The sequence below is a fragment of the Vreelandella aquamarina genome (assembly GCF_020075495.1).
GTDB lineage: Bacteria > Pseudomonadota > Gammaproteobacteria > Pseudomonadales > Halomonadaceae > Vreelandella > Vreelandella aquamarina_A.
On sequence record NZ_JABYQT010000012.1, the window covers coordinates 1 to 25,488 of the forward strand.

Annotated in this window: 23 protein-coding genes, 1 CRISPR repeat array and 1 riboswitch (1 of these 25 only partly in view); of the genes, 9 read left to right on the forward strand and 14 right to left on the reverse strand. The window is 61.4% G+C overall.

Annotated features, from left to right (window positions below; translation table 11 throughout):
* Positions 1–432, forward strand: a 432-nt coding sequence (locus tag HW452_RS14985; protein WP_224106903.1) for an SPOR domain-containing protein, incomplete at its 5' end; no start/stop codon positions are given.
* 102 nt (positions 433–534) lie between these two features.
* Here the strand turns inward: HW452_RS14985 and HW452_RS14990 are convergent.
* From HW452_RS14990 to HW452_RS15015, 6 genes are all read right to left on the reverse strand, one after another.
* The gene (locus tag HW452_RS14990; protein ID WP_224106904.1) at positions 535–1,272 is read right to left on the reverse strand and encodes a DODA-type extradiol aromatic ring-opening family dioxygenase; all 738 of its coding nucleotides are present in this window, start codon (positions 1,270–1,272) and stop codon (positions 535–537) included.
* 63 nt (positions 1,273–1,335) lie between these two features.
* Positions 1,336–1,755: a DoxX family protein gene (locus HW452_RS14995; RefSeq protein WP_224106905.1), complete on the reverse strand. Its 420-nt coding sequence runs from the start codon at positions 1,753–1,755 to the stop codon at positions 1,336–1,338.
* 86 nt (positions 1,756–1,841) lie between these two features.
* Positions 1,842–2,762: a LysR family transcriptional regulator gene (locus HW452_RS15000; protein WP_224106906.1), complete on the reverse strand. Its 921-nt coding sequence runs from the start codon at positions 2,760–2,762 to the stop codon at positions 1,842–1,844.
* An 11-nt stretch (positions 2,763–2,773) separates the two neighbouring features.
* Positions 2,774–3,394, reverse strand: a complete 621-nt coding sequence (gene thiE, locus HW452_RS15005) for a thiamine phosphate synthase (RefSeq protein WP_224106907.1) — start codon at positions 3,392–3,394, stop codon at positions 2,774–2,776.
* Positions 3,394–4,194, reverse strand: a complete 801-nt coding sequence (gene thiM, locus HW452_RS15010; protein WP_224106908.1) for a hydroxyethylthiazole kinase — start codon at positions 4,192–4,194, stop codon at positions 3,394–3,396. Before thiM ends, thiE begins: the two co-directional genes overlap by 1 nt.
* Positions 4,195–4,220: 26 nt before the next feature.
* Positions 4,221–4,316: riboswitch (TPP riboswitch) on the reverse strand.
* Between the two features lie 89 nt (positions 4,317–4,405).
* Positions 4,406–4,780 (reverse strand): DUF2237 family protein, encoded by a 375-nt coding sequence (locus tag HW452_RS15015; protein WP_224106909.1) that lies wholly within the window; start codon positions 4,778–4,780, stop codon positions 4,406–4,408.
* 174 nt (positions 4,781–4,954) lie between these two features.
* On the opposite strand from HW452_RS15015, the gene gloA reads away from it, so the two are divergent.
* Both gloA and HW452_RS15025 read left to right on the forward strand, forming a co-directional pair.
* The gene (gloA, locus tag HW452_RS15020) at positions 4,955–5,488 is read left to right on the forward strand and encodes a lactoylglutathione lyase (RefSeq protein WP_224106910.1); all 534 of its coding nucleotides are present in this window, start codon (positions 4,955–4,957) and stop codon (positions 5,486–5,488) included.
* 1 nt (position 5,489) lies between these two features.
* Positions 5,490–5,858 carry a DUF6164 family protein gene (locus HW452_RS15025; protein WP_224106911.1) on the forward strand — a complete coding sequence of 123 codons (369 nt, stop codon included), beginning with the start codon at positions 5,490–5,492 and terminating at the stop codon, positions 5,856–5,858.
* 9 nt (positions 5,859–5,867) lie between these two features.
* Here the strand turns inward: HW452_RS15025 and HW452_RS15030 are convergent, their stop codons facing one another.
* The 8 genes from HW452_RS15030 to HW452_RS15065 form a co-directional block, all read right to left on the reverse strand.
* The gene (locus tag HW452_RS15030) at positions 5,868–6,533 is read right to left on the reverse strand and encodes a cupin domain-containing protein (protein WP_224106912.1); all 666 of its coding nucleotides are present in this window, start codon (positions 6,531–6,533) and stop codon (positions 5,868–5,870) included.
* A gap of 73 nt (positions 6,534–6,606) precedes the next feature.
* Positions 6,607–7,779: a class C beta-lactamase gene (gene ampC / locus HW452_RS15035; protein WP_224106913.1), complete on the reverse strand. Its 1,173-nt coding sequence runs from the start codon at positions 7,777–7,779 to the stop codon at positions 6,607–6,609.
* Between the two features lie 157 nt (positions 7,780–7,936).
* The gene (locus tag HW452_RS15040; protein WP_224106914.1) at positions 7,937–9,070 is read right to left on the reverse strand and encodes a metal ABC transporter solute-binding protein, Zn/Mn family; all 1,134 of its coding nucleotides are present in this window, start codon (positions 9,068–9,070) and stop codon (positions 7,937–7,939) included.
* 23 nt (positions 9,071–9,093) lie between these two features.
* Positions 9,094–9,984 carry a metal ABC transporter permease gene (locus tag HW452_RS15045; RefSeq protein WP_224106915.1) on the reverse strand — a complete coding sequence of 297 codons (891 nt, stop codon included), beginning with the start codon at positions 9,982–9,984 and terminating at the stop codon, positions 9,094–9,096.
* Positions 9,968–10,702 (reverse strand): metal ABC transporter ATP-binding protein, encoded by a 735-nt coding sequence (locus HW452_RS15050; protein WP_224106916.1) that lies wholly within the window; start codon positions 10,700–10,702, stop codon positions 9,968–9,970. Before HW452_RS15050 ends, HW452_RS15045 begins: the two co-directional genes overlap by 17 nt.
* Positions 10,699–10,848 carry a hypothetical protein gene (locus HW452_RS15055; protein WP_224106917.1) on the reverse strand — a complete coding sequence of 50 codons (150 nt, stop codon included), beginning with the start codon at positions 10,846–10,848 and terminating at the stop codon, positions 10,699–10,701. The genes HW452_RS15050 and HW452_RS15055 overlap by 4 nt, the downstream gene beginning before the upstream one ends.
* A 130-nt stretch (positions 10,849–10,978) precedes the next feature.
* Entirely contained in the window at positions 10,979–12,700 is a 1,722-nt protein-coding gene (locus tag HW452_RS15060) for an HD domain-containing phosphohydrolase (protein WP_224106918.1), read from the reverse strand.
* A gap of 118 nt (positions 12,701–12,818) precedes the next feature.
* Positions 12,819–13,472 carry a hypothetical protein gene (locus HW452_RS15065; RefSeq protein WP_224106919.1) on the reverse strand — a complete coding sequence of 218 codons (654 nt, stop codon included), beginning with the start codon at positions 13,470–13,472 and terminating at the stop codon, positions 12,819–12,821.
* Positions 13,473–13,623: 151 nt separating this feature from the next.
* Between HW452_RS15065 and cas1f the strand changes: the two genes are divergently transcribed.
* Genes cas1f through cas6f form a run of 6 tightly spaced genes read left to right on the forward strand, consistent with a single transcriptional unit; the run spans position 13,624 to position 21,930 of the window.
* Positions 13,624–14,610 (forward strand): type I-F CRISPR-associated endonuclease Cas1f, encoded by a 987-nt coding sequence (cas1f, locus tag HW452_RS15070; protein WP_224106920.1) that lies wholly within the window; start codon positions 13,624–13,626, stop codon positions 14,608–14,610.
* Entirely contained in the window at positions 14,607–17,936 is a 3,330-nt protein-coding gene (gene cas3f / locus HW452_RS15075) for a type I-F CRISPR-associated helicase Cas3f (protein WP_224106921.1), read from the forward strand. Before cas1f ends, cas3f begins: the two co-directional genes overlap by 4 nt.
* Positions 17,937–17,970: 34 nt before the next feature.
* Positions 17,971–19,317 carry a type I-F CRISPR-associated protein Csy1 gene (csy1, locus tag HW452_RS15080; RefSeq protein WP_224106922.1) on the forward strand — a complete coding sequence of 449 codons (1,347 nt, stop codon included), beginning with the start codon at positions 17,971–17,973 and terminating at the stop codon, positions 19,315–19,317.
* A complete protein-coding gene (gene csy2 / locus HW452_RS15085) occupies positions 19,314–20,306 on the forward strand; it encodes a type I-F CRISPR-associated protein Csy2 (RefSeq protein ID WP_224106923.1) in 993 nt (330 codons plus the stop codon). The genes csy1 and csy2 overlap by 4 nt, the downstream gene beginning before the upstream one ends.
* Positions 20,307–20,322: 16 nt before the next feature.
* Complete coding sequence (gene csy3, locus HW452_RS15090) at positions 20,323–21,357, forward strand: type I-F CRISPR-associated protein Csy3 (RefSeq protein ID WP_224106924.1); 1,035 nt, start codon at positions 20,323–20,325, stop codon at positions 21,355–21,357.
* 3 nt (positions 21,358–21,360) lie between these two features.
* On the forward strand, positions 21,361–21,930 hold the full coding sequence (gene cas6f, locus HW452_RS15095) for a type I-F CRISPR-associated endoribonuclease Cas6/Csy4 (protein WP_224106925.1): 570 nt from the start codon (positions 21,361–21,363) through the stop codon (positions 21,928–21,930).
* A 129-nt stretch (positions 21,931–22,059) separates the two neighbouring features.
* Positions 22,060–25,488: a CRISPR direct-repeat array (repeat unit 28 nt; unit sequence GTTCGCTGCCGCCCAGGCAGCTCAGAAA); it runs 505 nt beyond the window's last position.

Sequence of the window (25,488 nt, forward strand, 5' to 3'; positions counted from 1 at the left end):
GCATCTCCCAGCCAGATGATGGCCAGTGTGGATACCACGACTCTTTCGCCGGCCCCAGAAGCGAACATTGATGAGCGGCTGGCCAAGATAACCGTAGAAGGGCCGGCCGAGCCCGCGGTACGCTCCGCCGAGCCTGACCCGCTACAGGCTTTTATGCAGCATGAACAATTGATCGAAGCGCCGCCCACCCGTGGCTGGGGGATTCAGGTAGGTGCGTTCAGCCAGGAAGCCCAGGCCGAGCAGCTTGCTCATCAGGCGGCCCAGCGGCTGACCCGCAATCTGGCCGGCCGAGTGGCGGTGGATACCCTGGAAGGCCAGACGCCGGTCTACCGTGCGCGCCTGATCACGCTCGATGAGCAGCACGCCCGGGAGGCCTGCCGCGAGCTGGAAGTGCAAGGCATGGAGTGCATGGTGGTCAACGCCAGCCTGTAGCCGGTTCTTGAAAGCCCCCGCTGGCCGAGACGAGCGTCACGGCCAGCGGGGGCTTTTTATGAGCGCTAGTGAGCGCGATGGACTAGCAGCGTGCTGAACCGTCTAGGCAAAGGCATAGACATCCATCGCCAGCACGCCATGCTCGACGCTGTGGTGCAGCTGGCTCGACTTGCCGCCTGCCCCCATGGCGACCAGCAGCGGCTGGAAATGCTCAGGCGTTGGGTGATTTTCTCGTGCGTAGGGCGCTTTCTGCCAGTCGAGCAGCGCTTCGCGGTCATTGACCGCCAGCTTGCGGGTGACCCAGTCGGCAAAGTCGGTCACCCAGCTGGGCACCTGGCTGCCTTCCGGCATGGTTTCATACAGGTTATGGGTCAGGCTGCCTGAACAAACGACCAGAACACCCTCCTCCCGCAGCGCCGAGAGGCGCTCGCCCAGGTCCGCCAGTTCATCGTTGCTCCAGCGGATGGGCAGTGATACTGAAACGACCGGAATAGTCGCATCGGGAAACATCAGAGACAGCGGCACCCAGGCGCCATGGTCGAACCCGCGCTCCACACACTGGGCATCCAGCAGCGTTGCCACACGCCTGGCCAGTTCCGGCTCGCCTGGCGCCAGATACTGGCACTCGAACAGCGCACGGGGAAAGCCGCCGAAATCGTGAATGGTTTCCGGCCAGGCGCTGGTGCTTACCTTGGGCGACAGCGTCTCCCAATGGGCGGATACGACCACGACGGCTTTAGGACTCAGCGTCTGGCCCAGCTCACGCAGAAAGCGGTGGGCAGGCGTCGGGGTTAGTGCCAGCATCGGCGAGCCGTGAGAGATGAAAAGGCTGGGTAACATGGCGAATTCTCCTGACAGTAAGCCCCGGCAGAAGGCCGGGGCATGCAGCTAAGTGGGCGAGGGTTAGCGCAAGCGGCGGCTAAGGACGAAGCTTCCGCCGCCAAGACCCGCCTGAACCAGTAGCGCTACACTCCAGAACAGCGGGAATTCCCAGCCGCCACCGGCGTTGGAGAACATCCAGCCGTTACCCAGGTGTACCGAGGTAGCGCCCAGGAGAAGCGGTATCATGGCAAGGCTGACCCAGCGGGTATAGACACCCAGCAGCAGGGCCAGGCCGCCGCCCAGTTCGCCAAGGATAGTGAGGTAGGCCATGAAACCGGGCAGGCCCAGGGACTCGAAATAACCCACCGTGCCGGGCAGGGTGAAAACGAAGACCTTCAGCAGGCCGTGAGCCAGCGCCATCACGCCCAGCGAAACGCGCAGCAGCGCAATGGCATGGGGTTGAACAGCGGAAGTGGTAGCAGCAGTCGACGATACGTTCATGGGGTGCTCCATTGATCAGGGGAGGTGATCTCAATGAAGACACATTACGATGCTCGGGAAAGAAGATAATCCGCAATAGGCGAACATCACTGTTGCGTAATAGGCGACAATCCCATTTCACGCTCCCAGCTGGGCGGTGAGCCCCAGGCATCTGCCAGCAGCTGGGTAAAGCGCTCTACCTTGGCTGGCAGGAAGCGCCTTGCGGGGTAGAGGGCATGAATATCCAGCACCTTGGGAGCGATATGCTCCAGAACCGGTACCAGGCGCCCTTGAATAATACTTTCGGTGACCAGAAAGCTCGGCTGGTGAGCGATTCCCAGCCCCGCTTCGGCGGCATGGGTCAGCACATCACCGTTATTGCTCTCAAGCGGCCCCTGGGTCGTCAGCGTGGTGCTGCCCAGCTGCCAGTCGCCGTTGATAGAGCCGCTGCGATAGCGCAGGCATGGGTGCTGCTTGAGCGCTTCGAGGTTTTTGGGCGTACCATGGCGTGCCAGGTAATCGGGCGAGGCGCAGAACAGCATCCGACAGCGCGTCAAGCGCCGCGCCACCAGGCTCGAGTCCGGCAGGTTGCCGATACGAATGGCCACGTCGTAGCCCTCTTCGAGCAGATCCACACGGCGATCGTTCAGATCCAGGCGCACGTCCAGGCCCGGATGCTCGACCATGAAGCGCGCTACCAGCGGAGAAAGGTGGCGCGTGCCAAAGCTCATCGGCCCGTTGATACGTAACCGGCCGCGCATGTCGGTCACTCCGCTACCCACATCCGCGGCAGCTTCATCCAGCGCCTGCAGGATGCCCTGGGCATGGGCAAGGTAGCGCTCGCCCTCGGCAGTCAAGTGCAAGCGCCGCGTGGTGCGCTGAATCAGGCGCACGCCCAGTGAGGTCTCAAGCGCCATGACCAGCCGTGATACGCGGGTACGCGATAGCGACAGCGCCTCGGCCGCGCGGGTATAGCTCTTCAGTTCGGCAACGCGCACAAAGGCAATGATCGGTTCGAGCTGGGTCATGGCAGGCTCGCTTAGCGCTCAGGGCGCATGAACGCGCGGGCGGCAGCGCAGGGGGCCGGCTGCCCGCAAATGGCTGAAATGACCGCCAATCCGTCGGCGCCGGCCTGAAGGACGCGCTCGGCATGCTCGGCTTTCAGCCCGCCAATGGCGACACTTGGCAGTGGCGAAGCCGCTGCCAGTTGCGCCAGCCCTTCAAATCCCAGTGGCGCGGCGTGGTCATGCTTGCTCTGGGTGGCAAATACCGGGCCAAGGCCCAGGTAATCCAGCAGTGATATCGGCGCGCTGTGCAGCTGCTCGAGGGTATTGATCGAAAGGCCGATGATCGCCTCGGGTCCGAGAGCAGCGCGGGCCTTTTGCACGGCCGTATCGCTCTGGCCCACGTGCAGGCCGTCGGCTTCGCTTTGCAGGGCAACGTTCAGGCGATCATTGATCACCAGCGGTACGCCGCTACCGGCCAGGGCAGCCTTGAGGCGCCTGGCCTGGGTGATCATCTCGGCATCGCTTGCGTGCTTGTCGCGCAGTTGAACAAAGCGCACACCGCCTTCGACGGCTTCCATCACGGTACGCTCAAGGCCATGCGTCGCGCATAGTTCGGCATCCGTTACCAGGTAGAGTGACAGGTCAAAGCGCATCAAGCTGTCTCCAGGCCGGTAAACGATTCAAGGTCTTCAGGTGTCAGCTGATAAAGCGCATCCAGCAAGGCTACCTGAAAGCTGCCGGGCCCTGCAGCCTGCTCGCCGGCGCGGGCACCGGCCACGGCAAAGCTTGCCAGGGCGGCGGCCACCGCGGCTACCGGGCTGGCAGGTGATGCGGCCAGAAATGCCGCCACAGTCGCGCTCAGGGCGCAGCCCAGGGTGGTCACGCGCGGCATCAAGGCATGCCCGCCGGTAATGTACCAGTGCTGCTGGCCGCTGGTGATGAAGTCGCGCTCACCGGTCATGGCCACGATGCAGCCCTGGCGCTTGGCCAGGGCAATGGCTGCTGCACGCGCCTCATCGATAGACGCCGTGGCATCCACCCCGCGGCCTGCATGGGCCAGACCTGCCAGCGTCATGATCTCCGAGGTATTGCCGCGAATCGCGGTGGGAGCGTATGCCAGTAGTTTTTCAGAAAGCGTCTGGCGGTAGCCGGTGGCACCCACTGCCACCGGGTCGAATACCCAGGGTGTGCCGCTTGCCTGTGCAGCCGCGGCGGCCAGTTGCATGCCTTCCGCCCAGTCAGACGATGGCGTGCCGATATTGATCGAAAGCGCGCCGGCCAGGCGAGTAAACTCGGCCACCTCTTCCGGGGCGTGCAGCATCGCAGGCGATGCGCCGATCGCCAGCAGGCAGTTGGCCGTACTGTTCATGGCGACATAGTTGGTCATGCAGTGCACCAGCGGCGTGGTACGTTGTAAAGCGTAGAGCGCATCGCTCAGCGGGAGTGATGTCATGGCTACCTCGCAGCGTAGAGCGCGTATGCCGTAACATCGCGACTTCCTACGCCGGCATTATCCGGTTCAGGTTCAAAGGGTGCATCTCAGCCTGAGCGTGTCAGGCGCCCCTGTCGGTAGGGATACTATCCTTGCCTGGGGCAAGGGTGTAAAGCGCAGGCGGCGGGAAAACCGGTACTGGCTGGTACCGTGGTTGGCCAGGCAGGTGGTGCTAATGCACAAGGTCGAGCGCGTATTGGCGCAGGGTGCTCAGCGTTGTGAATTCAAGAGCACGCTCGTTGGTGCCGGAAAGTATGACCGGCGGTGCCACTCCGGCATCGGCGGCCTGCTGCCAGCGGCTGGCGCACAAACACCAGCGATCGCCGGGGCCAAGGCCGGGAAAGCCGAACTCGGGTCTTGGGGTCGCCAGATCGTTGCCCTGCGCTTTCGAAAAAGCCAGGAACTCCTCGGTCATGATGGCACACACGGCATGTATCCCGGTGTCTTCTGGTCCTACGCGGCAGAAACCGTCGCGGTAGAAGCCGGTTTTGGGTGAATGGCAGCAGGGTGTCAGGGGTTCACCCAGCACATTGAGATCGCGAGACATGTCGTCAACCTGTGATTGGGGCTGGAATAATCGTTACTCTGCCCGCATGGTGAGTTACCACGTATCATGCAAGCCGTGGTGCTATGTCATTACAGGCTTGTACATTGTATCAATTTTGTCAAAGTCAACCGCTCAAGCGATTCGCTGGGCGGCCAACAGCTCAAGGAGTCTACGATGAGTTTTTCAGGTGAGCAGCATCCCGGTGTCAGTGCAAGCGCCCCGCAGACCCAAGGATTCCGGTTGAATCACACCATGCTACGGGTCAAGGACCCTGAGCGCTCGCTGGCCTTCTACTCCCGAGTGTTCGGCATGCAGGTGCTGCGTCGGCTGGATTTCGAAGAGATGCGGTTTTCGCTCTACTTCCTGGCCAATCTCGACGCCGCCGACCAGGTGCCCGAGGAGACCGAGGCACGCACCGCCTGGACATTCAGTCAGAAAGGCCTGCTGGAGCTGACGCATAACTGGGGTACCGAGGAGCAGGAGGAGTTTGCCTATCACGATGGCAATGCCGAGCCGCAGGGGTTTGGGCATATCTGCTTTAGCGTGCCGGACTTGAATGCTGCCCAGGCGTGGTTTGACGAACACGCCGTGACGTTCGTCAAACGCGCCGATCAAGGCAAGATGAAAGACGTGATTTTCGTGAAGGACCCGGACGGTTACTGGATCGAAGTGATCCAGGCCGACCTGATGGCGGCGATGGGCGACTGATATGGCCCATCTGCTGTTTCGGCTGAGCCACGTCACCGACGAGGAGGCCCAGGAGGTGCGCGCGCTGCTCGATGAGCACGGCTTCGATGTGTATGAAACCCAGGCCGGTGTTTTTCGTTTGGGGGTAGATGCCATCTGGCTGCGCGATGAGCGCCAGCGCGAGGCCGCCGAAACGGTACTCGCCGCCTACCAGGCCGAGCGCTTCGATCAAGCCCGGCGCGAGCTGCAGGCAGCCCGGGCAGCAGGTAAGGCGCCTACGCTTGCGCGCCGCCTGCTTGAGCACCCGGTTCAGGTCGTGCTGGTGCTCGTGGCCATCGGCCTGATCGGGGCGCTTGCCCTGCTGCCGTTTCTAAGCCTGATCGATCGCTAAGGGAGCGGTTTACGCGGCCGGTAGATGGCCGCGTTTCAAGTACATCATCACGCCGTCACTCTCGGCGGTCAAAGAAGGCATGGACCCGCTAGGATAGCGGCACCAGCTGCCTGCCGGGTAGGAGCGCTCGCCATCGTTTAACGTGCCTTCCAGCACGAAAAGTTCCAGCCCACCCTTGAGGGTAGGGTAGGCGATCGACGTGCCCGCGGCCCAGCGCTCAAGGCTTACCCGCTCCTGACGGAACGTGTGCAGCATCTTGTAGGCAATGCGCGGGCGCCGGTCCGGCTGCCAGGGCAGACGATGGGCAGGAACGGCCAGGCGCAGCGTATCGGTCAGATCAAACTGGTGCAGCTTGACCAGAATCAGCGCGCCCTCATCGCCAATCTGAGGGGTATGCTGCGTGCCGACCGGATTGCGCAGATAGCTGCCCGCCGGGTAGCGGCCGTGCTCATCGGCAAACACGCCCTCGAGCACCAGAATCTCTTCGCCTCCGCCGTGGGTATGGGCCTCGAACCGGCTATTGGGCGCATAGCGCACAAGGCTCGTCGCCCGCGCTACTTCACCGCCAATGCGGTCCAGCATCATGCGCTCGACGCCTGCGCTGGGGGCATCTACCCACTGGTACTGGTCGGGGGTGACGCAGGCAAACTGCGAAAAATCGGCGTTCAGGTGCATGACGTTCGCTCATTAGCGTATATAAGCTGCCTAGTCTCGATAGATAGCCTGCCAATTGCAACCGCGTATTGGCTCACGGCACTTCGGCCAGGTGGGTCAGGATATGGTAGGCCGCTTCAATACGTGCCTGGTTGGGATAGTTGCGGTTCGCCAGCATGACGATACCTAACCGCTCGCCGGGAATGAACGCCACATAGCCACCAAAGCCATTGGTCGAGCCGGTCTTGTTGTAAAGCGCATCCTGGCGTGGCGGCAGCGGCGGGCTCAGGCGTTCGGCGCGGTTGGCCGCGAGTATCACGTCAAGCGAGTTGCCCGCCAGCAGTTGTTCAAGGGTGAGCGGGTAGGCGTAGCTTTCCCAGCCAAGCCCTTGAGCCATGTCGCCTACGCTGAAGTAGCCCGCGCGAGTATCGGCCAGCGCCTGACGAAGCGGCGCTTCAAGCGCGCTATCTTCCATATTGGCCTCCACCAGGGTGAGTACGTCCGCAGCGGTCGATTTCACACCATAGGCCTGGGCATCCAGCATGCCGGGGTTGACCCGGATAGGCGCATCCTCCTTGGAGTAGCCAAAGGCGTAGTCTGCCTGGTGTGCGTCGGGTACTTGAAAATAGCTGCTCTCAAGACCCAGCGGAGTAAATACGTACTCACTCATCAGCGCTTCAAAGGGCTGGCTCAAACGCTGGGCGGTCAAATAGCCAAGCAAACCAATGCTGGGATTGGAGTAGAGCCGCTGATGGCCGGGCGCGTACTCAGGCTGCCAGTTTCGGTAGTAGTCGATCATCGACGCCTCATCCTGCACCTCGTCGGGAAACTGCAAAGGCAGCCCGCCGGCGGTATAGGTGCCCAGTTCCAGCAGGCTGATGTCATCAAAGGCCGTGCCTTCAAGCGCTGTTAAATACTGGCTGGCGGGGGCATCAAGGGAAATGGCGCCGCTTGCCTGAAGTCTGGCGGCCAGCGTGGCGGTCAACAGCTTGCTGATCGAGCCCAGTTCAAACAGGGTGTGCGGGGTAACGGCCTGGCCGGTTGCCTGATCGGCAACGCCATAGCTGAACTCATGACGCTTTCCGTTCACGCTCAGTGCGACCGCCATGCCGGGAATGCGCTGCTCGGCCATCAGCGGGGCGATGGTGTCATTGACCAGCGCTTCGATGCGGGCGCGATCCATATCGTCAACCGCCCATACCGGGGCAGCGGCCAGCAGGGAAAGCACACTGCTGATACTTGCAGCTTTGAAGAGCACATTGATCATGTCGGCAACCAGTGAGTGATGGAGTGGCAAGGCAGTCAGTAATGTATGAAGCCTTGCACCACCGCACAAGTAACTTGTTGCAAGGCGCTGGACAATAAAAAAGCGCCCGCGTGGGGGCGCTCTCGAAAAGGCAATGATTATTGCCCTTTTCAGGTGCTTAGTGGCTATGCTCGCCGTGATCGTGATCGTGATCGTGATCGTGATCGTGATCGTGATCGTGGCCATGTTCATGACCGTGATCGGCGTGGCCGTGGTCATCGTGACCGGGCTCGGCCAGAGCGTCGTGCAGCATCTTGGCGTTGTGGTGCATCATGCCCAGATAGGTGCTGGCTTCGCCTTCAGAGGCCAGCGCATCGGCATACAGCGTGCCGGCAATCGGCAGGCCCGTCTCTTCGGAGAGCTGCTCGATGACCGCCGGGTTGGTCATGTTTTCATGAAACAGCGCCTGAACGTTCTGGTCGTTGATCACATCCACCAGCTCGGCCATGCTGGCGCCGCTCGGCTCCACTTCGGTAGAAAGCCCTACGGGGGAAAGAAAACGAATGCCGTAGGCGTTGGCGAAGTAGCCAAACGAATCATGGCCGGTGATCACGCTGGTCGAGGCCGGGATCTCGCTGACCAGCTCACGGATCTGAGCGTCCGTTTCAGCCATTTCCGCCAGGTAGCGCTCTGCATTGGCCCGGTACTCATCGGCATGGTCTTCATCGGCGGCTATCAGCCCATCGCGAATGTTGGCGATATAGACCCGCGCCTGGGCCATATCCTGCCAGGCGTGAGGATCGAACTCGCCATGAACATGATCGTGCCCGTGGTCATGTCCGTGGGCATGATCATGTTCGTGATGATGGTCATGCCCGTGATCGTGATCGTGGTCATGTCCATGGCCGTGATCATGCCCGTGGCCGTGGTCATGCCCGTGACCATGATCGTGGCTATGACCTGCATAGGAAAGCGTATCGATGCCGTCGGTCGCGGTGATCAGCGAGCCCCGGTAGTCGCTGGATTCGATCAAGCGCTCCATCCAGCCTTCAAACAGCAGGCCGTTGAACACCACCAGGTCAGCACCCGCCAGGGCACGGGCATCGCCAGGGCGAGGGGAGTAGACATGCGAGTCGCCATCGGGGCCGACCAGTGAGGTAACGTCCACATGCTCGCCGCCTACGTTCTCGACCATATCGGCCAGGATCGAAAAGCTCGTCACTACCTGGACGCGCTCGGCCGCCATGGCCGCCGGCAGTGCCAGCATTGCGGAAACGCCGACCAGCATGCGTGAAGATAACCGTAAAGACATACCTACTCCTGTGTGATGGTGTGCTACATGGACGTCTCGGCGCTGAGCGGGGCTGTCTTGCGCCGCAATCTGGCCGCCAGGCTGTGATAACGCCCGAACAGTGCCGAGAAGAAGTAACCCGCGCCGGCCAGCAAGATGATGCTCGGCCCCGAGGGGATATCGAGATGAAACGAGAGCAGCAGGCCCCCGGTGCTGGCGGTCATGGCGAGTACCACGGCAATCCCCATCAAGCCTTCCAGCCGCTTGCTCCAGAACCGCGCCGCGGTGGCCGGCAGCATCATCAGACCCACCGCCATCAGTGTCCCGAGTGTCTGGAAACCGGCGGTCAGGTTGAGCACCAGCAACCCCAGGAATACGCTGTGAACCCAGCCGTTGCGCCGGCTCTGGCCGCGCAGAAACAGCGGGTCCAGGCATTCCACCACCAGCGCGCGGAAAATCACCGCCAGAATGACCACGATCAACGTGCTGATGCCGGCAATCAGCGCCAGTGCCGTCGAGTTGACCGCCAGGATCGAGCCGAACAGCACGTGGGTCAGGTCAACGCTGCTGCCACCCACGGAGATCAGCATGACCCCCGCGGCCAGCGAAATAATGAAAAAACTCGCCATGGCGGCATCTTCACGCTGGCCGCCCATCTTCGAGACGGCCCCGGCCAGCAGGGCCACCATCAGCCCGAACATCACCCCGCCAATACTCATCACCGGCAGCGAAAAGCCCGCCAGCAGAAAGCCGATGGCGACCCCCGGCAGGATGGCGTGAGCCATGGCATCGCCAATCAGGCTCATGCCGCGCAGCACCAGAAACACCCCCAGCGGTGGCGCGGCCAGTGAAAGTGCCAGGCCGCCCACCACCGCGCGGCGCATGAAGCCATAATCGAAGGGGGCAACAAACCACGCGTTAAGCAATTCCAGCATGGTGGCCTCCCAGGGTAAAAGGCACCGCCTGGGCGGGCGCCTGCTGCTGGGTCAGCGCCGCGGGCGCCATCCAGCGGGCATGGCCGCCGTTCAGCATCAGCACTTCATCCGCCAGGCGCTGCAGGTGGTCCATATCGTGCAGCACCACGATGATGGTGGTGCCGTCATCGGCCATCTGGCGCAGGATGCGGATCAGGATATCCACCGTGTCGCTATCCACATTGGCGAACGGTTCATCCAGCAGCAAAAGCTCTGCTTCCTGCATCAGGGTGCGGCCAATCAACGCGCGCTGGCGCTGCCCCCCGGAAAGCTCGCCCAGCGGGCGGTGGGCCAGGTGTGAAATGCCCAGGCGCGCCATGATGTCTCGGCCCTTGCGGTAGTGCGCCGCGCAGTAACCTTTCAGCGCCCCGTGGCTTGGCCAACTGCCGGTCATGACCAACTCTTCCACGCTCATGGGGAAGGTGAGATCCAGCGCCAGCTGCTGGGGCAGCCAGGCGCGGCGCTCGGAAGGCACGCGGCAGGTCACCTTGCCGTTTACCGGGCGAAGCTCGCCCATGATGGCCTGAATCAGCGTGCTCTTGCCCGCCCCGTTGGCGCCAATCAAGGCAGTGATCGCGTGGGGCTTGATGTCGCCATCCACATGCTCCAGCACCGTACGATGCCCCTGCGCCAGATGCAGGTTTTCAAGCTGCAAGGGCGGTAGCTCGCGCGGATTCATGGCGTCCACCCGCTTGCCCAGGCCACCAGGGCCCAGAGTACTAAAAGCGGCAGTGCCACAAATACCAGCCGTTTGGTGGCCGACAAGGACATCAGGGAGAAGTGGCAAGGCCCTTCCCGGTTATGTCGGTGCGGGTGATGACTCACGGTGTATCCTCTCAACAATAGAATAAGTTATAACATAACATCTGGAGATGCCAAAAAATTGCTGAATATTTTACTCGCTTACTGGCGGGTGGCAATCGTAAGCGAGCTAATCACCTGGCGAAAGCGTTTTTCATAGCCCGTATTGCTCCGGCTGTACCGACTCGACCAGGCGGCCCAACTGATCAAAATCCACGCGGTTGATTTCGTCATCGTAAAATATGCCTTCGCGACGGGTATTGCGCACCACGCGCACCCGGCAGGGCTGGCCGCGCTCATCCAGTGCCAGCACCCAGGCCAGGTAACCATGGGAGAAGCGCACCAGGCTGCCCAACGGATAGAAACCGTGACGCTGCACGTAGCGAGTGACCCAGTGGCGGTCAAAACGCGTTGGGCGGTTATAGAGATAGCGGTACGCCTTCACGGCATTCAGCGCTGGCCGGTCGGCTCTGGAGCGCGTCATGGCATCAATCACATCAATCACCGCGGCCAGCCGGACTACTGGCGAGAGCGCCTCACCCGTCACGCCGCGTGGATAGCCGGAGCCATCCAGCCGTTCGTTAATACCGCCGATAATATCGTGCTCCAGCGTATCAAGCGGGTAGTTGGCTCGTTTAAGAGCGGCCAGCAGGACATCTACATGATTACGCAGACGAAGACGCTGAGCATCGCTCATCTCGCTTTCCAGCGAAGGCAGCGCCTCATCAATCAGCATCGCCTTGCCAAGATCATGAATCAGCGCTGCACGAACGGCGCGGTGAGTATCTGCGGCAAGCGCAGGTTCGGCCAGCATCAGGTCTGCCAGCCGGCCCGCCACGTTGAGCGAGTGCTGCATCCACTGAGGTTCATTGGACAGGCAGGCAAGATCGTAAAAGAAGGTTTGGCGCCCTTTTCCCAGTAGCTTTATCAACTGGTTGGCGTTGCGCTCCAGGCGCTCTATTGGCAAGGGGCGGTCGTTTTGCAGGGCCAGCAGGAACAGGTGCTGGTTGCGGGCAATGTTGCGCAGTGTTTTCAGCCCGCTGGCGATACGTTGTGGCTGCCGTTTGGCCGCCTTGCGGCGCGGGCGGCGGTCAGCGCTGGTATAAAGCGGCGTAGGCGCTGCCAGTCTCGACCCTTCCCCCGAACGCCAGGCGATCTCCCGCTCGGTGGAGGACACCAGGTGGGCCAGTTGGCGCTGGCGAGAGCGATCTAGATGACTAAAGGCAAGACCCACCGCCGCCTGATCGCTACGCGGCACCGGGGTGATATGGCACACCGAGGCCGCAATGCGAAAGCGCTCCCCGCTGGGAAAGGTAAGCGTCACCTCAGGCAGTGCCTGGGCTTCGCTCAGCGACGCGCAGTCGGCAAGTGGCAAACCCACCAGGCAGCCGCCGCTTGAAATATCACGCAAGGTGGCCGTCATGGGCGGCTGGTGTACATAGCGGGTTATCGCAACGCTGACCGCCATGTCCTTGCGCAGGGTGATACGCGCGCTCTGGCGCCGGGCGGCGGCCATCAGGCGCCGGGGGAGCGCGCAGCGCAACTGCAGGTCATCACCGAAGCGCTCGGCTTCCAGCACACGTATGGACTCGAAGCGCAGCGCCTGATCGTTCTCGGCACGCAGTACCAAGCGTTGATCGCCAAGCATAAGGGCATCCAGGCTGCCGGCATCGGTTACCACCAGCGAAAGCTCGCCCGCGGCCGGGTCGAGTCGGTCGAGATGCACCGGATAATCGAACGCTGCCTGGGGTATCTGATCATGAAGTGATACGGTCAGCGCATCGCAGCGATCATCCAGGTTGATCAATACATCGGTAATACGACGCGCGTCATCCACCACCACGCTGTCGTCCTTCGCTGATAGTAGCGTTTCCATCGACGCCTCGTTATTGATTATTTTATCCAGCCATTATCCGCAGCCCGCCTTGCCCTGCCAACGCGGCAGATTGGCGCAAATAGCGTGCCTTTCCCTGCATGAAGTGCAGGTGGACGTATCAGTAACGCCAGGTAGCGCCCAACTGCTGGGGTGACACCATCAGTGCGTATTCCCCCGGAATGGTGACCGGCCCCAGCGACAGGTTGGCGGGCTGGAAGCGGTTGATGGCGGACGAGGCCTGGTTCGGCTGAGTCCAGATCTGCAGCTCGTTGACCAGCATGCCGGTTGCAAAGTTGATCGCCGCATCATCACCACGTCCATCGGCGGCAATTACCGCCCCCGCTACTCCGTTCACCACCAGCGAGCCTACCCGAGCACCCAGGCCGCGGCGCTCGCGTTCGGCCTGGGCAAGCTCCAGCCCCAGCGCCTGCACACCGCTGATATCACCACTGGCCTTCAGGCGCTCATATTCCGCAAGCGCGGCCGGGTGTGGCTGGCGGTCCATCAGCATGCCGCCCAACGCCAGCGCCGATTTCACCACCCCTACCCGGGCATCAAAGCGGTCGTCGCGGTCGCTTGCCTCGCTCGACTGGTAGGCATTCACGGCAAGGCTCGTGCCATAAATCCCCGTCCAGCCCCACTGCCACACATTGGCCTGACGCGCCCCGCTCTCGAACACATCGTCGTATTTTGCCCACTCATTCCCGGTCTGGGCCTGGGCCGGCAGCACCACCGCGCACAGCAGTATGCACAGCAAAGGGTGTAAACGCATGAGCAACATCCTGTCATCAAGGGAAAGTGATGTTAAGCGTAGCATGCAAATGGAAGAGGGCTGCCCGGCAGGTGAAGATCTAAGTAGAACTAAGGTTGATGGTGTTCGAAGGGCAAGAATGATTAGATGAAGAAAAAAAGGGGAACAGGCAGTGGACGATTTTTCACCATCGGATTTAAAAACCATCCTGCACTCGAAACGCGCGAACCTTTACTACCTGCAGCACTGCCGCGTACTGGTCAACGGCGGACGGGTCGAGTACGTCACCGACGAAGGCAGCAAGTCGCGCTACTGGAATATCCCTATTGCCAATACCACCTCGCTGCTGTTGGGCACCGGCACCTCGATCACCCAGGCCGCCATGCGCGAGCTGGCAAAGGCGGGGGTACTGGTCGGGTTCTGCGGCGGAGGCGGCACGCCGCTGTTCGCCGCCAATGAGGTGGACGTGGACGTTGCCTGGCTGACCCCGCAAAGCGAATACCGCCCCACCGAGTATCTGCAGTACTGGGTACGTTTCTGGTTCGACGATAAAAAGCGCCTAGACGCCGCTCGAGCGTTTCAGCAGGCACGCCTTGCCCGTATAGAGGCACTCTGGACCAGCCGGGTAATGAAGGATACCGGCTTCATGATCAACAAGGAGCGCCTGCACGGTGCGCTGGCCCATCACCGCGACGCCATTCATCACGCACCCAGTACGGTGGACCTGCTGACGCTGGAAGCACGCCTGACCAAAACGCTTTTCAAGCTGGCGGTCGAGGCCACCGAGTACGGTGATTTCACGCGCGCCAAGCGGGGCGCGGGGATTGATCCCGCCAACCGTTTCCTTGATCACGGCAACTACCTGGCTTATGGGCTGGCCGCCACCGCCACCTGGGTGCTGGGCATTCCCCACGGCCTGGCGGTGCTGCACGGCAAGACCCGCCGGGGCGGGCTGGTGTTCGACGTGGCAGACCTGGTAAAGGATGCGGTAATCCTGCCCCAGGCGTTCATTTCCGCCATGCGCGGCGATGAAGAGCAGGAATTCCGCCAAGCCTGTATCGAGCGTCTGACGCGCTGTGAGGCGCTCGATTTCATGATCGATACGCTCAAGGACGTGGCGCAGGCACTGGGGCAAGAAGAGGGGAGCGATGCGTCATGAACGTGCTGCTGATCTCCCAGTGCAACAAGAATGCGCTGAAAGAGACCCGACGCATTCTCGATCAGTTCGCCGAGCGCCGGGGCAATCGCACCTGGCAGACCCCGATCACCCAGGCCGGGCTGGATACGCTGAGAAAGCTCTTGCGCAAGACCGCCCGCAAGAACACCGCCGTGGCCTGCCACTGGATTCGCGGCCACGACCACAGCGAGCTTATGTGGGTAGTAGGGGACGCCTCGCAGTTCAACATGAAAGGCGCCACACCGACCAATACCACCCGGCGCAATATCCTGCGTGCCGAGGACGAAAACGACTGGCACAGCGGCCGGTTGATTCACCTGCTGGCCTCGATGGCCGCGCTCTTTCACGACCTGGGCAAGGCAAGCGACGCCTTTCAGCGTCGACTGCAGGGCAAGCTGGAAGGGCGCAACCGCTACCGCCACGAGTGGGGTTCGCTGCGCCTGCTGGAAGCGTTCGTGGGTGACGATGACGATGCGACGTGGCTTGGGCGTCTCGAAACCCTTTCGGACAACGAGGATGCCGCATGGCTGGAAAAGCTGCGCTGCGACGGATTGGCGGACCTGGAACAAGAACGGCCCTTCGACCATTTACCGCCTCTGGCCGCGGCGATTGGCTGGCTGATCGTCAGCCACCACCGCCTGCCGGCACTACCCGCTTACGACGATGATGGTGTGACGCAAAAGTGGTCAGGTGCCAGGGCGCCACTTAATCACGCCAGCCTGCCCACGCTGCCCAGAGACATCACCGCTGCCTGGAACGAACGCGTCGAGGCGGCCCCGGAAAACGAAGTGGCGCCTTACTGGCGCTTTCCCCATGGCCTGCCGGTCAACGAAAAGCCCTGGCAGGAACGGGCGCAGCGCCTGGTGCGTCAGCTGGGGGCGCTGAAGAACCCGATCAAGCCGCTGGAATTCCCCTACGTGATGCACCTGGCCCGCATGGCGCTGATGCTGGCGGACCATCACTACTCCAGCCTGACCGGTGCGGGGCGGCTGGCGGGCCCCTGGAAGAAAACGCTGTATGCCAATACCGCCACGGTCAATAACAAGCGCCAGATGAGCCAGCCGCTGACGGAGCATCTGTTGGGCGTCACGCGCGCGGTCGGTGAAATCACTCATCGGCTGCCCGATATGGTCAAGGCGATGAGCGGTATCACCGGGCACAAAGGATTCAAGGCGCGCAGCAAGAATCCGCGTTTTCGCTGGCAGGACAAAGCCTTTGATCTCGCCGTAGGCGTGCGTGACAAAAGCCGCCGTCAGGGCTTTTTCGGTATCAACATGGCCTCCACCGGGTGTGGCAAGACGATTGCCAACGGGCGCATCTTCTATGGCCTGAGCGAGCCTGAACTTGGGGCTCGCTTTTCGATTGCGCTGGGGCTTCGCACGTTGACGCTGCAAACGGGGCAAGCCTACCGGGAGCGGCTGGGGCTCGGCAGCGACGATCTGGCGGTACGCGTGGGCGGGACCGCCAGCCGGGCACTGTTCGAGCATCAACAGGCGCAGGGCGGCTCGGACTCCCGTGCAGATTTGCTGGACGAACAGAGCCATGTCCACTTCGAAGGCAACGTCGATACGCATCCTCTCTTGAGCAAGGCGGTGGCTGACCCTCGTGCGCGCTCGCTGATCTGCGCGCCGATTCTAGTCACCACCATCGATCATCTGATGCCCGCCACCGAAAGTCTGCGCGGTGGGCATCAAATCGCCCCGATGCTGCGCCTGATGGGAAGCGACTTGGTGCTCGACGAGCCGGACGACTTCGATATCGACGACCTGCCCGCGCTCACCCGGCTGGTCTACTGGGCGGGCATGCTGGGTTCCCGCGTACTGCTTTCCTCCGCCACGTTACCGCCTGCGCTGGTGCGCGGCCTGTTCGACGCCTACTGTGAAGGCCGTGGCGAATATCAGCGCCACCGGGGCGAACCGGGTGTTCCCGTCGAGCCGGTCTGCGCCTGGTTCGACGAGCACGGCTGCGCGCAGGAAAGCTGCGCCGATGGGGTTCGCTTTGAGGCCGCGCATGCTGCGTTCGCCCGCAAGCGTGCCGGCAAACTCGCGGCGCAGCCAGCGCTGCGGCGTGGCTACGTCGTGCCCCTGGCGGCGCCTTCCTCGCCCGATGACATTGCCGAAGTATTGGCCAGAACGATCATCGATCAGGCCCAAGCGCTGCACGAGGGACACCACACCAGCGATCCACGAAGCGGCAAGCGGGTCAGTTTCGGCCTGGTGCGCATGGCCAACATTGCGCCGCTGGTCGCCGTGGCGCAGGCGCTTTACCGCTCGCAGATTCCCGAGGGAAAGCAGATTCATCTTTGCGTCTATCACTCGCAGTTTCCGCTGCTGCTGCGCTCGCGGCTGGAGGCGCGGCTTGATCGAACGCTGGACCGCCGTGACGCGCTGAGTGTTTTCGAGCGGCCCGACATTCGTGCGCGACTGAAGGGGGCGACGAACGATCACCTGTTCATCGTGCTGGGCTCGCCCGTGACCGAAGTAGGGCGCGACCACGATTACGACTGGGCCATCGTCGAGCCTTCCTCCATGCGTTCGATCATTCAGCTCGCCGGGCGCGTTCGCCGGCATCGGCCAGAGGCCATCGATCAACCCAACATCGCGCTGCTCGATACCAACGTGAAGCACCTGGAAGGAAGGCGGCCCGCCTTCAGCCACCCGGGCTTCGAGACCGAGCAGTTCTGGCCGCTGAAGGCACACAGGCTGACCGACGTGCTGCGTGAAGGGGAGATCGACCCTATCGACTCCCGCCCACGCCTGACACCCGCCGAGGTGCTTGAGCCAGCCGGCAAACTGGTCGATCTGGAACACGCGCGGTTGGCCTCGCTGATGGTCGAAGGCGCCGAGCCATCAGGCGCGCCCAGACGGCGCAAGCGTCGGGGAGAGGCTTCAAGAGTCGATCCTGGTGCATATCTTTTCTATCGCCCCGCCTCGATGACGCTTGGCGCCGCTGCCCAGCAGCACGCGCCATTTCGCGAAGACAACGCCCAGGAGAGCGAGTTCGTGCTGCTGCCCGACGAGGCGGAAGAGGATTACCTGTTTTACCGCGTGGAAAAAGACGGCCAGGAAGAAACGCTAACGCTGGTAGAACGGGAGCTGGATCGGCTGCCGAATACGCTGCTGGAAAACCCGCGCCTCACGCCCTGGAACGAGCCGGACTACATGGCGGCCCTCGCCGAGCAGGCCGAAGCCATGGACATGAGCCTGGAACGCTGCGCCAAACGTTTTGGCCGCATTCGACTGAAAACCGACTACGCCCCGTATGGATGGCATTTCCATCCGGCGTTGGGGTTTGTGAGAAGAAAGTAAGCTCAAACGATAAACAGGGAAATAAAGGAGCGTTATGACCGAACCACCGTATCAACCGCCATCGTTGAAAGCGCTTATTCATGGTTTCATTCAGAACCGCTTTGCCACCAAAACCGAGAAGGTGACGCCGGACGATCCCGTCTACCTCAAGCTGCAAGAGCAGTTCGCCCCGCCAACCTGGCTGGCCGATGCTGCGCGGCGGGTCAGCCAGCTGCAGGTCGTTACTCACTCGCTCAAGGCGGTCCACCCGGATGCCAAGGGCACCAATCTTTATGTCGAACCCGGATCGCTCGACCGTGGCAACCTGGTCGGTAGCCATTGTTTGCCGAGTGATTTTCAGGGTGATGTCGTCGGCAATGCCGCCGCGCTGGATGTCTACAAGTTTCTGAAGCTCGAATGGCAAGGCCGCTCGCTGTTGGAACGGGCGCTCGATCACGACAGTGAATTGATCGAAGCGCTCAGCGACAATCAGGACGAGGCGCAGGAGTGGACGCGTGCCTTTGCCAATATCGTGGAGCCAAAGGGAACGCCCAGTTCGCACGCGCGAGGTAAACAGGTGTACTGGCTGGTGGGCGATGAGCCTGCCGAGAACGACGGTTATCATCTTTTGGCGCCGCTTTACGCCACCGCCCTGACGCACCCCTTTCATGCACGCCTCAGCGAAGCACGCTTCGGTGAACATGCCAAAACTGGGCGCAAGGCCCGCCGAGAGGGCGCTGCTTTCGAGGGTGGCTACAGCGATTACCTCAACCTGGCCGTGCAGAAGCTGGGCGGCACCAAACCCCAGAATATCTCCCAGCTCAACAGCGAGCGGGGCGGGCAGAACTACCTGCTTGCCTCACTTCCGCCGAACTGGAAGTCGCGAGAAATCACCCCGCCCATGCGCGAAGCATTTCGTAGTTTCAAGCGCCGCCCGGACGTATGGAAAACGCTTGATGAGTTGAAGCGATTTCTGGAAACCGATCCCAACAGCAACATGCACACACGGGATTTACGTGATGACTACGTCACCGTTCTGATTGACGAGTTAATGCTGTTCACCTTCGATATGCACACGCTAGCACCCGGTTGGACTACTGATAAAAAATGCGAGTTGGTGGAAGAGGAGCAGTTTTGGCTCGACCCGGGGCGCGCCCATCAGGATGCCGACTTCGACCAGGCGCGCCGGCAATCCAACTGGCACGAAGTGATCAGTGATCGCGCGGCGAGCTGGTTCAATCGTGAGCTTGGCTACAAAAGCTCGCTGAGCATGGGCGACACCGAGCACGCCTACTGGGAAAAACAGGTCGGCGCTGTCGTTCAGAACTTCCGCCGGCAACTGGACGATCTGCAGGATGCCCTGCGCGACGATGACGACAACCTGCCAGGAGAACCCTCATGATCGACCATCTCCTGTTGCTTCCCCGGCTGCGCATCCAGAACGCCAATGCCATTTCCAGCCCGATGACCTGGGGCTTTCCGGCCATGAGCGCCTTCGTGGGCGTTCAGCAGGTGCTGGAGCGTAACCTGCCGGACGACATCAAGTTGGTCTTTAACGAGATTGGCGTGGTGTGTCACTACATCGAGCCGCAAGTGACCGAAGGCGGCTTCATCAAGGCGTTTCACCTGACGCGCAACCCGGTCGATAAATCCGGCGGCACGGCGGCCATCGTCGAAGAAGGGCGCGCGCACCTGGAGGTCAGCCTGCTGATCGGCGTGGAATCAAAAGGCGACGATCTCGGCAGCGCCGACCGCCGCCGCGCTATCGCGCAGGCGCTTTACGAGCAGATTCAGGGAATGCGTATCGCGGGCGGCAGCGTCATGCCGTCGCTCGATACCCAGAAGCGCCACCGTCCAGAGCTGGTCAGCTTCAGCGCCCTGGAATCGGACAGGAAGAAACAGTGGCAGCGTCTCAAACGGCGCCTTCTGCCCGGTTTTGCGTTGGTCCTGCGCGACGATCTTTTGGTCGAGCATACCGCCACGCTTAAAGCCCGGGATGAAAACGCCACGGCGCTGGATGCCTGGCTCGATCTGTCTCGGCTGAATCACGAATGCCATACCGAGCAGGTAAAAGCCGACAAGGGCGATAAGGACGGCAAGGAGAAGGAGGTCGTGCGATGGAACGTGCGCCGGCCGTACCCTGGCTGGCTGGTGCCGATCCCGGTCGGCTATGGCGCAATTTCGGATCTCTACTCACCCGGTGAGGTTGCCAATGCCCGCGACCCCGAGGTGCCCTTCCAGTTTGTGGAAAGCCTCTACTCCATCGGCGAGTGGGTCAGCCCGCATCGCCTTCAATCGCCTGATGACCTGATGTGGTTCGTGGACAACGATCTCGAACGCGGCATCTACCGCCTTCAAAACGACTACGCCAATACGCGGCAACAAGACTAATCAAAGGGGAAACGACATGGCCAAGAACGATACACTCAAAACCGCATCCGTCCTCGCCTTCGAGCGCAAACTCGATCCCTCCGATGCGCTATTTCGTGCCGGTAGCTGGGAAGACCGCGCCCAGGTGGCGCAGTGGGGCTTCATTCCGGTCCGCGAAAAATCGGTGCGCGGCACGATTTCCAATCGTTTGAAAGCGAAAGATCAGGACCCACTCAAACTCGATGCCGCGATCGAGAACCCTAACCTGCAAACGGTGGATGTCGCGACCTTGCCACACGATGCTGACACGCTGGCGGTGCGCTTCACGCTACGGGTACTGGCCGGTGCCGGTACGCCTTCTGCCTGCAACAACGCCGAGTACCAGAAGAAGCTTAAGCAGATGGTATCGGCCTACGTCAGCGAACACGGCTTTAGTGAGCTGGCCCACCGCTACGCCTGCAACCTCGCCAACGGACGCTTTTTGTGGCGCAACCGCATGGGCGCCGAGCAGGTCGAGGTCATCGTCAGCCAGATGAAAGACGGCCAGCCCGAAAAGAGCTGGACCTTCGACGCGCTGGCGCAATCGACCCGCAACTTCGACGGCGACGCGCAGACCCAAGAGCTGGGCGCCACCATCTCCCGGGCGCTGGCCGGCGAGCAGTACCTGTTGCTCGATGTCGTCGCGTTCGCCCGCATCGGCGCTGGCCAGGAAGTCTTTCCCTCCCAGGAGCTGATTCTCGACCGCTCCCGTGGCGACAAGAGCAAGACGCTCTACAGCATCGGTGATGACAAGCAGGCCGCCATCCACTCCCAGAAACTTGGCAACGCCCTGCGTACCATCGACACCTGGTACCCGGCACCGGAAGACGGCGGCGATCTTGGCCCCATCGCCGTCGAGCCCTACGGCTCGGTGACTACCCAGGGCACGGCTTACCGTCAACCCAAACAGAAAGTGGATTTCTACAACCTGCTGGATAACTGGCTGTTGAAAGATCAGGTACCTTCCACCGAGAACCAGCACTTCGTGATGGCCACCTTGATTCGCGGCGGCGTCTTCGGCGATGCGGGGTGAGTTATGGATCACTATATCGATATCCGCCTGAGGCCGGACCCGGATTTTTCCGAGCCCATGCTGATGGGCGCGCTTTATAACAAGCTGCACCGCGCACTTTTCGATCTGCAGGAAAACGGGATCGGCGTCAGCTTCCCGCTGTGTAAACACGGCATTCGCGCCCGCACGCTGGGCGGGCACCTGCGCCTGCATGGCACCCGCATGAGCCTCGAGCAGTTGATGGCCGCCAGCTGGCTAACCGGCATGCGTGATCACACAAATGTGAGCGAGGTTCAACCAGTGCCCGCGGATGCGAAGCACCGCAACGTAGCGCGCAGGCAGTTCAACACCGGCAGCCCCAGCCGCGCCAAGCGCTATGCCAAGCGGCACGACATCTCGGAAAGCGAGGCGCGCGAGATTTACGCCAACGTGGCGGAAAAGCGCATCGAGCTACCGTTCGTGCAAATCAATAGCCGCTCGACCCAGCAGCGCTTCGCTCTGTTCATCGAGCACGGAAAGCCGCAGGCAACGCCGGTCGCCGGGGCGTTCAACCATTACGGTTTAAGCCCCACCGCCACCGTGCCCTGGTTTTGACCCTTTTTTTGAACATGAAAAAGGGTAGCCATTAATCAACCACTTAGCGGTATCACTTTCGAAAGGGGGGCTACCGCTTTTTTGGCTAAAGCTCTTTAACAATCAGCACATTATTTTTGATAAGCTCTAGTTCGCTGCCGCCCAGGCAGCTCAGAAATTGATCTGCGTTTCGTCACGTCCGCCTATCAAGTTCGCTGCCGCCCAGGCAGCTCAGAAACAGCACGGAACGTACCGCACTTAGCTAATTTTGTTCGCTGCCGCCCAGGCAGCTCAGAAAAGGCAGCAACAGACGAATTCATCACCCAGTACGTTCGCTGCCGCCCAGGCAGCTCAGAAAGTAGCGCTGGGCAGCGAGGCCGAGCCCGATGGGTTCGCTGCCGCCCAGGCAGCTCAGAAATGCTCAGCCAGGAGGTGGTCGCGGTCGGCTGAGTTCGCTGCCGCCCAGGCAGCTCAGAAATATTGACGATTAAACAGTGGCTGGCGGTTTATGTTCGCTGCCGCCCAGGCAGCTCAGAAATCAATAGCCCGTTCGAGCGCATCGTGCCCGATGTTCGCTGCCGCCCAGGCAGCTCAGAAATCAACTGTTCGCTTCTGCCTTCCGTCTGAAGTGTTCGCTGCCGCCCAGGCAGCTCAGAAATGCGAGCCACAGCGGAAGCGGCAGACGCCTCGGTTCGCTGCCGCCCAGGCAGCTCAGAAACAAAGCCCTGGTTGTAGACCGTGCTTGCTGCCGTTCGCTGCCGCCCAGGCAGCTCAGAAATGACGTTTACACGTTCGATTAATCCAAACACGGTTCGCTGCCGCCCAGGCAGCTCAGAAAAAACGCAGCGCGACTTTGAGCGCAACGGCCCAGTTCGCTGCCGCCCAGGCAGCTCAGAAAAAGAGGGATGCCGTAGTAATCCGCCACCCACCGTTCGCTGCCGCCCAGGCAGCTCAGAAAGCTTCGAACTCGACGATGTTGCCGGGCACGGTGTTCGCTGCCGCCCAGGCAGCTCAGAAAATGCCGAAATCGGGATCTTGCTCGCTCGCCTCGTTCGCTGCCGCCCAGGCAGCTCAGAAATGCACAGGGCCAGCAGGCCAATACGGGCTTTGGTTCGCTGCCGCCCAGGCAGCTCAGAAATATATACCGGCGCACAGAGAATGCGCCTACCAGTTCGCTGCCGCCCAGGCAGCTCAGAAACTATAAATAAATAGCTTTTCAACAAATCAATAAGTTCGCTGCCGCCCAGGCAGCTCAGAAAGTCAGCGGCAAAGGGATTACCAACCTATTTGAGTTCGCTGCCGCCCAGGCAGCTCAGAAAGCCTTCAACACTGTCTAGGGGTGGGCCTGAGAGTTCGCTGCCGCCCAGGCAGCTCAGAAATTCTGATAAGGCAACCGCTGTGGCTATTGCCGGTTCGCTGCCGCCCAGGCAGCTCAGAAATGTCCTGGTGGCATAGGTACTTATATTTCCAGGTTCGCTGCCGCCCAGGCAGCTCAGAAAAAGTGGATTGCGACACAGAGTGATGCTAACCCGTTCGCTGCCGCCCAGGCAGCTCAGAAATCGCAGAACGCCTCCTACCCGGGGGCATTTTGGTTCGCTGCCGCCCAGGCAGCTCAGAAAAAACGCCCATTGCTAGAGAAGAGCGTGCGCAAGTTCGCTGCCGCCCAGGCAGCTCAGAAAGTAATGCCCTCGTCACTAAGCGTTAACGTTACGTTCGCTGCCGCCCAGGCAGCTCAGAAAAGGTAGCAACGCGGGCCGAGCTAACGCTGGTGGTTCGCTGCCGCCCAGGCAGCTCAGAAATTAAAAGGCCATGCGGAGCCATATTCCTCCTGGTTCGCTGCCGCCCAGGCAGCTCAGAAATTGCACACGCCGCCGTCGCAGTGGCGCGTTTTGTTCGCTGCCGCCCAGGCAGCTCAGAAATCGCTGGATGTTGCGTAGCTCGATCACCTCGGGTTCGCTGCCGCCCAGGCAGCTCAGAAAACGTCGTCCAGCACCTCAAGCAACTGGCCGCTGTTCGCTGCCGCCCAGGCAGCTCAGAAATCGCTAAAGAAATTTGGCGATTCGCTTAAAGTGTTCGCTGCCGCCCAGGCAGCTCAGAAAGCAAACATACCTGCGATAACGCCAGCGATGGGGTTCGCTGCCGCCCAGGCAGCTCAGAAATGATCAACTCCGGCTTTCGCACGGTGACGAATGTTCGCTGCCGCCCAGGCAGCTCAGAAAAGGGGCCCGAACCCGGTATGGGCGCGCACCCAGTTCGCTGCCGCCCAGGCAGCTCAGAAAGATAGGTTCGTCGACTGGGAGCGCGTCGGTACGTTCGCTGCCGCCCAGGCAGCTCAGAAAAACCAGTACATGCTGCAGCACTCGCCGGACTGGTTCGCTGCCGCCCAGGCAGCTCAGAAAGGGTTCGGCCCCCTGGTGATCAACGGGCAAACGTTCGCTGCCGCCCAGGCAGCTCAGAAAATCAGCGTGTGCGCCAAGCCCTTTACCGTCAGGTTCGCTGCCGCCCAGGCAGCTCAGAAAAGCTCACCGAAGTTACGGCCCGCCAGTGTTTCGTTCGCTGCCGCCCAGGCAGCTCAGAAAAATTGCAAGATAGCTGTAGCTAGCCGGTAAGCGTTCGCTGCCGCCCAGGCAGCTCAGAAAGTTGCTACATCGTTGCTACGTCTGCGCCCGACGTTCGCTGCCGCCCAGGCAGCTCAGAAACTCAAGCGCGGCGTCGGCGATACCCACCGCTAGTTCGCTGCCGCCCAGGCAGCTCAGAAACACCCGGTCCTTGGGCAACGTCAGTGCCTGCGGTTCGCTGCCGCCCAGGCAGCTCAGAAAAACTCAACGAGGTTACAGACGAGCTTGTACGCGTTCGCTGCCGCCCAGGCAGCTCAGAAAGGAATACTTAACGGTTATCGTGTCTTCGCTAAGTTCGCTGCCGCCCAGGCAGCTCAGAAAAGACTGGCAGGGAGAAGGCGAGCCCCCTTTAATGTTCGCTGCCGCCCAGGCAGCTCAGAAAATGCCTGCAAAGACGCTGTAGAACTCGTCCCAGTTCGCTGCCGCCCAGGCAGCTCAGAAAAGGTCAAAATGCAATTGGGCTGCCTGGTTAATGTTCGCTGCCGCCCAGGCAGCTCAGAAATGGATGACCCGCAAGCCGTCAATTTTCATTAAGTTCGCTGCCGCCCAGGCAGCTCAGAAAATTGCGATGGCACAGCCTGCTGCACCTGGGAAGTTCGCTGCCGCCCAGGCAGCTCAGAAATGTCAGCGGGCGACCGGCGTGCGTGTTGGAGTGTTCGCTGCCGCCCAGGCAGCTCAGAAAAGACACTGTGCGGGCATGGGTCGGTGCCATTTCGTTCGCTGCCGCCCAGGCAGCTCAGAAAGCCTGGATGTTGAGCTCGACGCCTTCGCGCGTGTTCGCTGCCGCCCAGGCAGCTCAGAAATTCCCTTGATCCAAAGTTAGAGCGCGGTTGAAGTTCGCTGCCGCCCAGGCAGCTCAGAAACGCTGCTCGGCGACCCGCTTCGCAGCATTGAAGTTCGCTGCCGCCCAGGCAGCTCAGAAAATCTTCATTTCCCCATTACCTCGCCTGTATCCAGTTCG

Bases quoted from the DNA above. Each gene is read 5' to 3' on its own strand.
- HW452_RS14990 (WP_224106904.1), bottom strand. From the start codon at position 1,272: ATGTTACCCAGCCTTTTCATCTCTCACGGCTCGCCGATGCTGGCACTA.
- HW452_RS14995 (WP_224106905.1), bottom strand. From the start codon at position 1,755: ATGAACGTATCGTCGACTGCTGCTACCACTTCCGCTGTTCAACCCCAT.
- HW452_RS15000 (WP_224106906.1), bottom strand. From the start codon at position 2,762: ATGACCCAGCTCGAACCGATCATTGCCTTTGTGCGCGTTGCCGAACTG.
- thiE (WP_224106907.1), bottom strand. From the start codon at position 3,394: ATGCGCTTTGACCTGTCACTCTACCTGGTAACGGATGCCGAACTATGC.
- thiM (WP_224106908.1), bottom strand. From the start codon at position 4,194: ATGACATCACTCCCGCTGAGCGATGCGCTCTACGCTTTACAACGTACC.
- HW452_RS15015 (WP_224106909.1), bottom strand. From the start codon at position 4,780: ATGTCTCGCGATCTCAATGTGCTGGGTGAACCCCTGACACCCTGCTGC.
- gloA (WP_224106910.1), top strand. From the start codon at position 4,955: ATGAGTTTTTCAGGTGAGCAGCATCCCGGTGTCAGTGCAAGCGCCCCG.
- HW452_RS15025 (WP_224106911.1), top strand. From the start codon at position 5,490: ATGGCCCATCTGCTGTTTCGGCTGAGCCACGTCACCGACGAGGAGGCC.
- HW452_RS15030 (WP_224106912.1), bottom strand. From the start codon at position 6,533: ATGCACCTGAACGCCGATTTTTCGCAGTTTGCCTGCGTCACCCCCGAC.
- ampC (WP_224106913.1), bottom strand. From the start codon at position 7,779: ATGATCAATGTGCTCTTCAAAGCTGCAAGTATCAGCAGTGTGCTTTCC.
- HW452_RS15040 (WP_224106914.1), bottom strand. From the start codon at position 9,070: ATGTCTTTACGGTTATCTTCACGCATGCTGGTCGGCGTTTCCGCAATG.
- HW452_RS15045 (WP_224106915.1), bottom strand. From the start codon at position 9,984: ATGCTGGAATTGCTTAACGCGTGGTTTGTTGCCCCCTTCGATTATGGC.
- HW452_RS15050 (WP_224106916.1), bottom strand. From the start codon at position 10,702: ATGAATCCGCGCGAGCTACCGCCCTTGCAGCTTGAAAACCTGCATCTG.
- HW452_RS15060 (WP_224106918.1), bottom strand. From the start codon at position 12,700: ATGGAAACGCTACTATCAGCGAAGGACGACAGCGTGGTGGTGGATGAC.
- HW452_RS15065 (WP_224106919.1), bottom strand. From the start codon at position 13,472: ATGCGTTTACACCCTTTGCTGTGCATACTGCTGTGCGCGGTGGTGCTG.
- cas3f (WP_224106921.1), top strand. From the start codon at position 14,607: ATGAACGTGCTGCTGATCTCCCAGTGCAACAAGAATGCGCTGAAAGAG.
- csy1 (WP_224106922.1), top strand. From the start codon at position 17,971: ATGACCGAACCACCGTATCAACCGCCATCGTTGAAAGCGCTTATTCAT.
- csy2 (WP_224106923.1), top strand. From the start codon at position 19,314: ATGATCGACCATCTCCTGTTGCTTCCCCGGCTGCGCATCCAGAACGCC.
- csy3 (WP_224106924.1), top strand. From the start codon at position 20,323: ATGGCCAAGAACGATACACTCAAAACCGCATCCGTCCTCGCCTTCGAG.
- cas6f (WP_224106925.1), top strand. From the start codon at position 21,361: ATGGATCACTATATCGATATCCGCCTGAGGCCGGACCCGGATTTTTCC.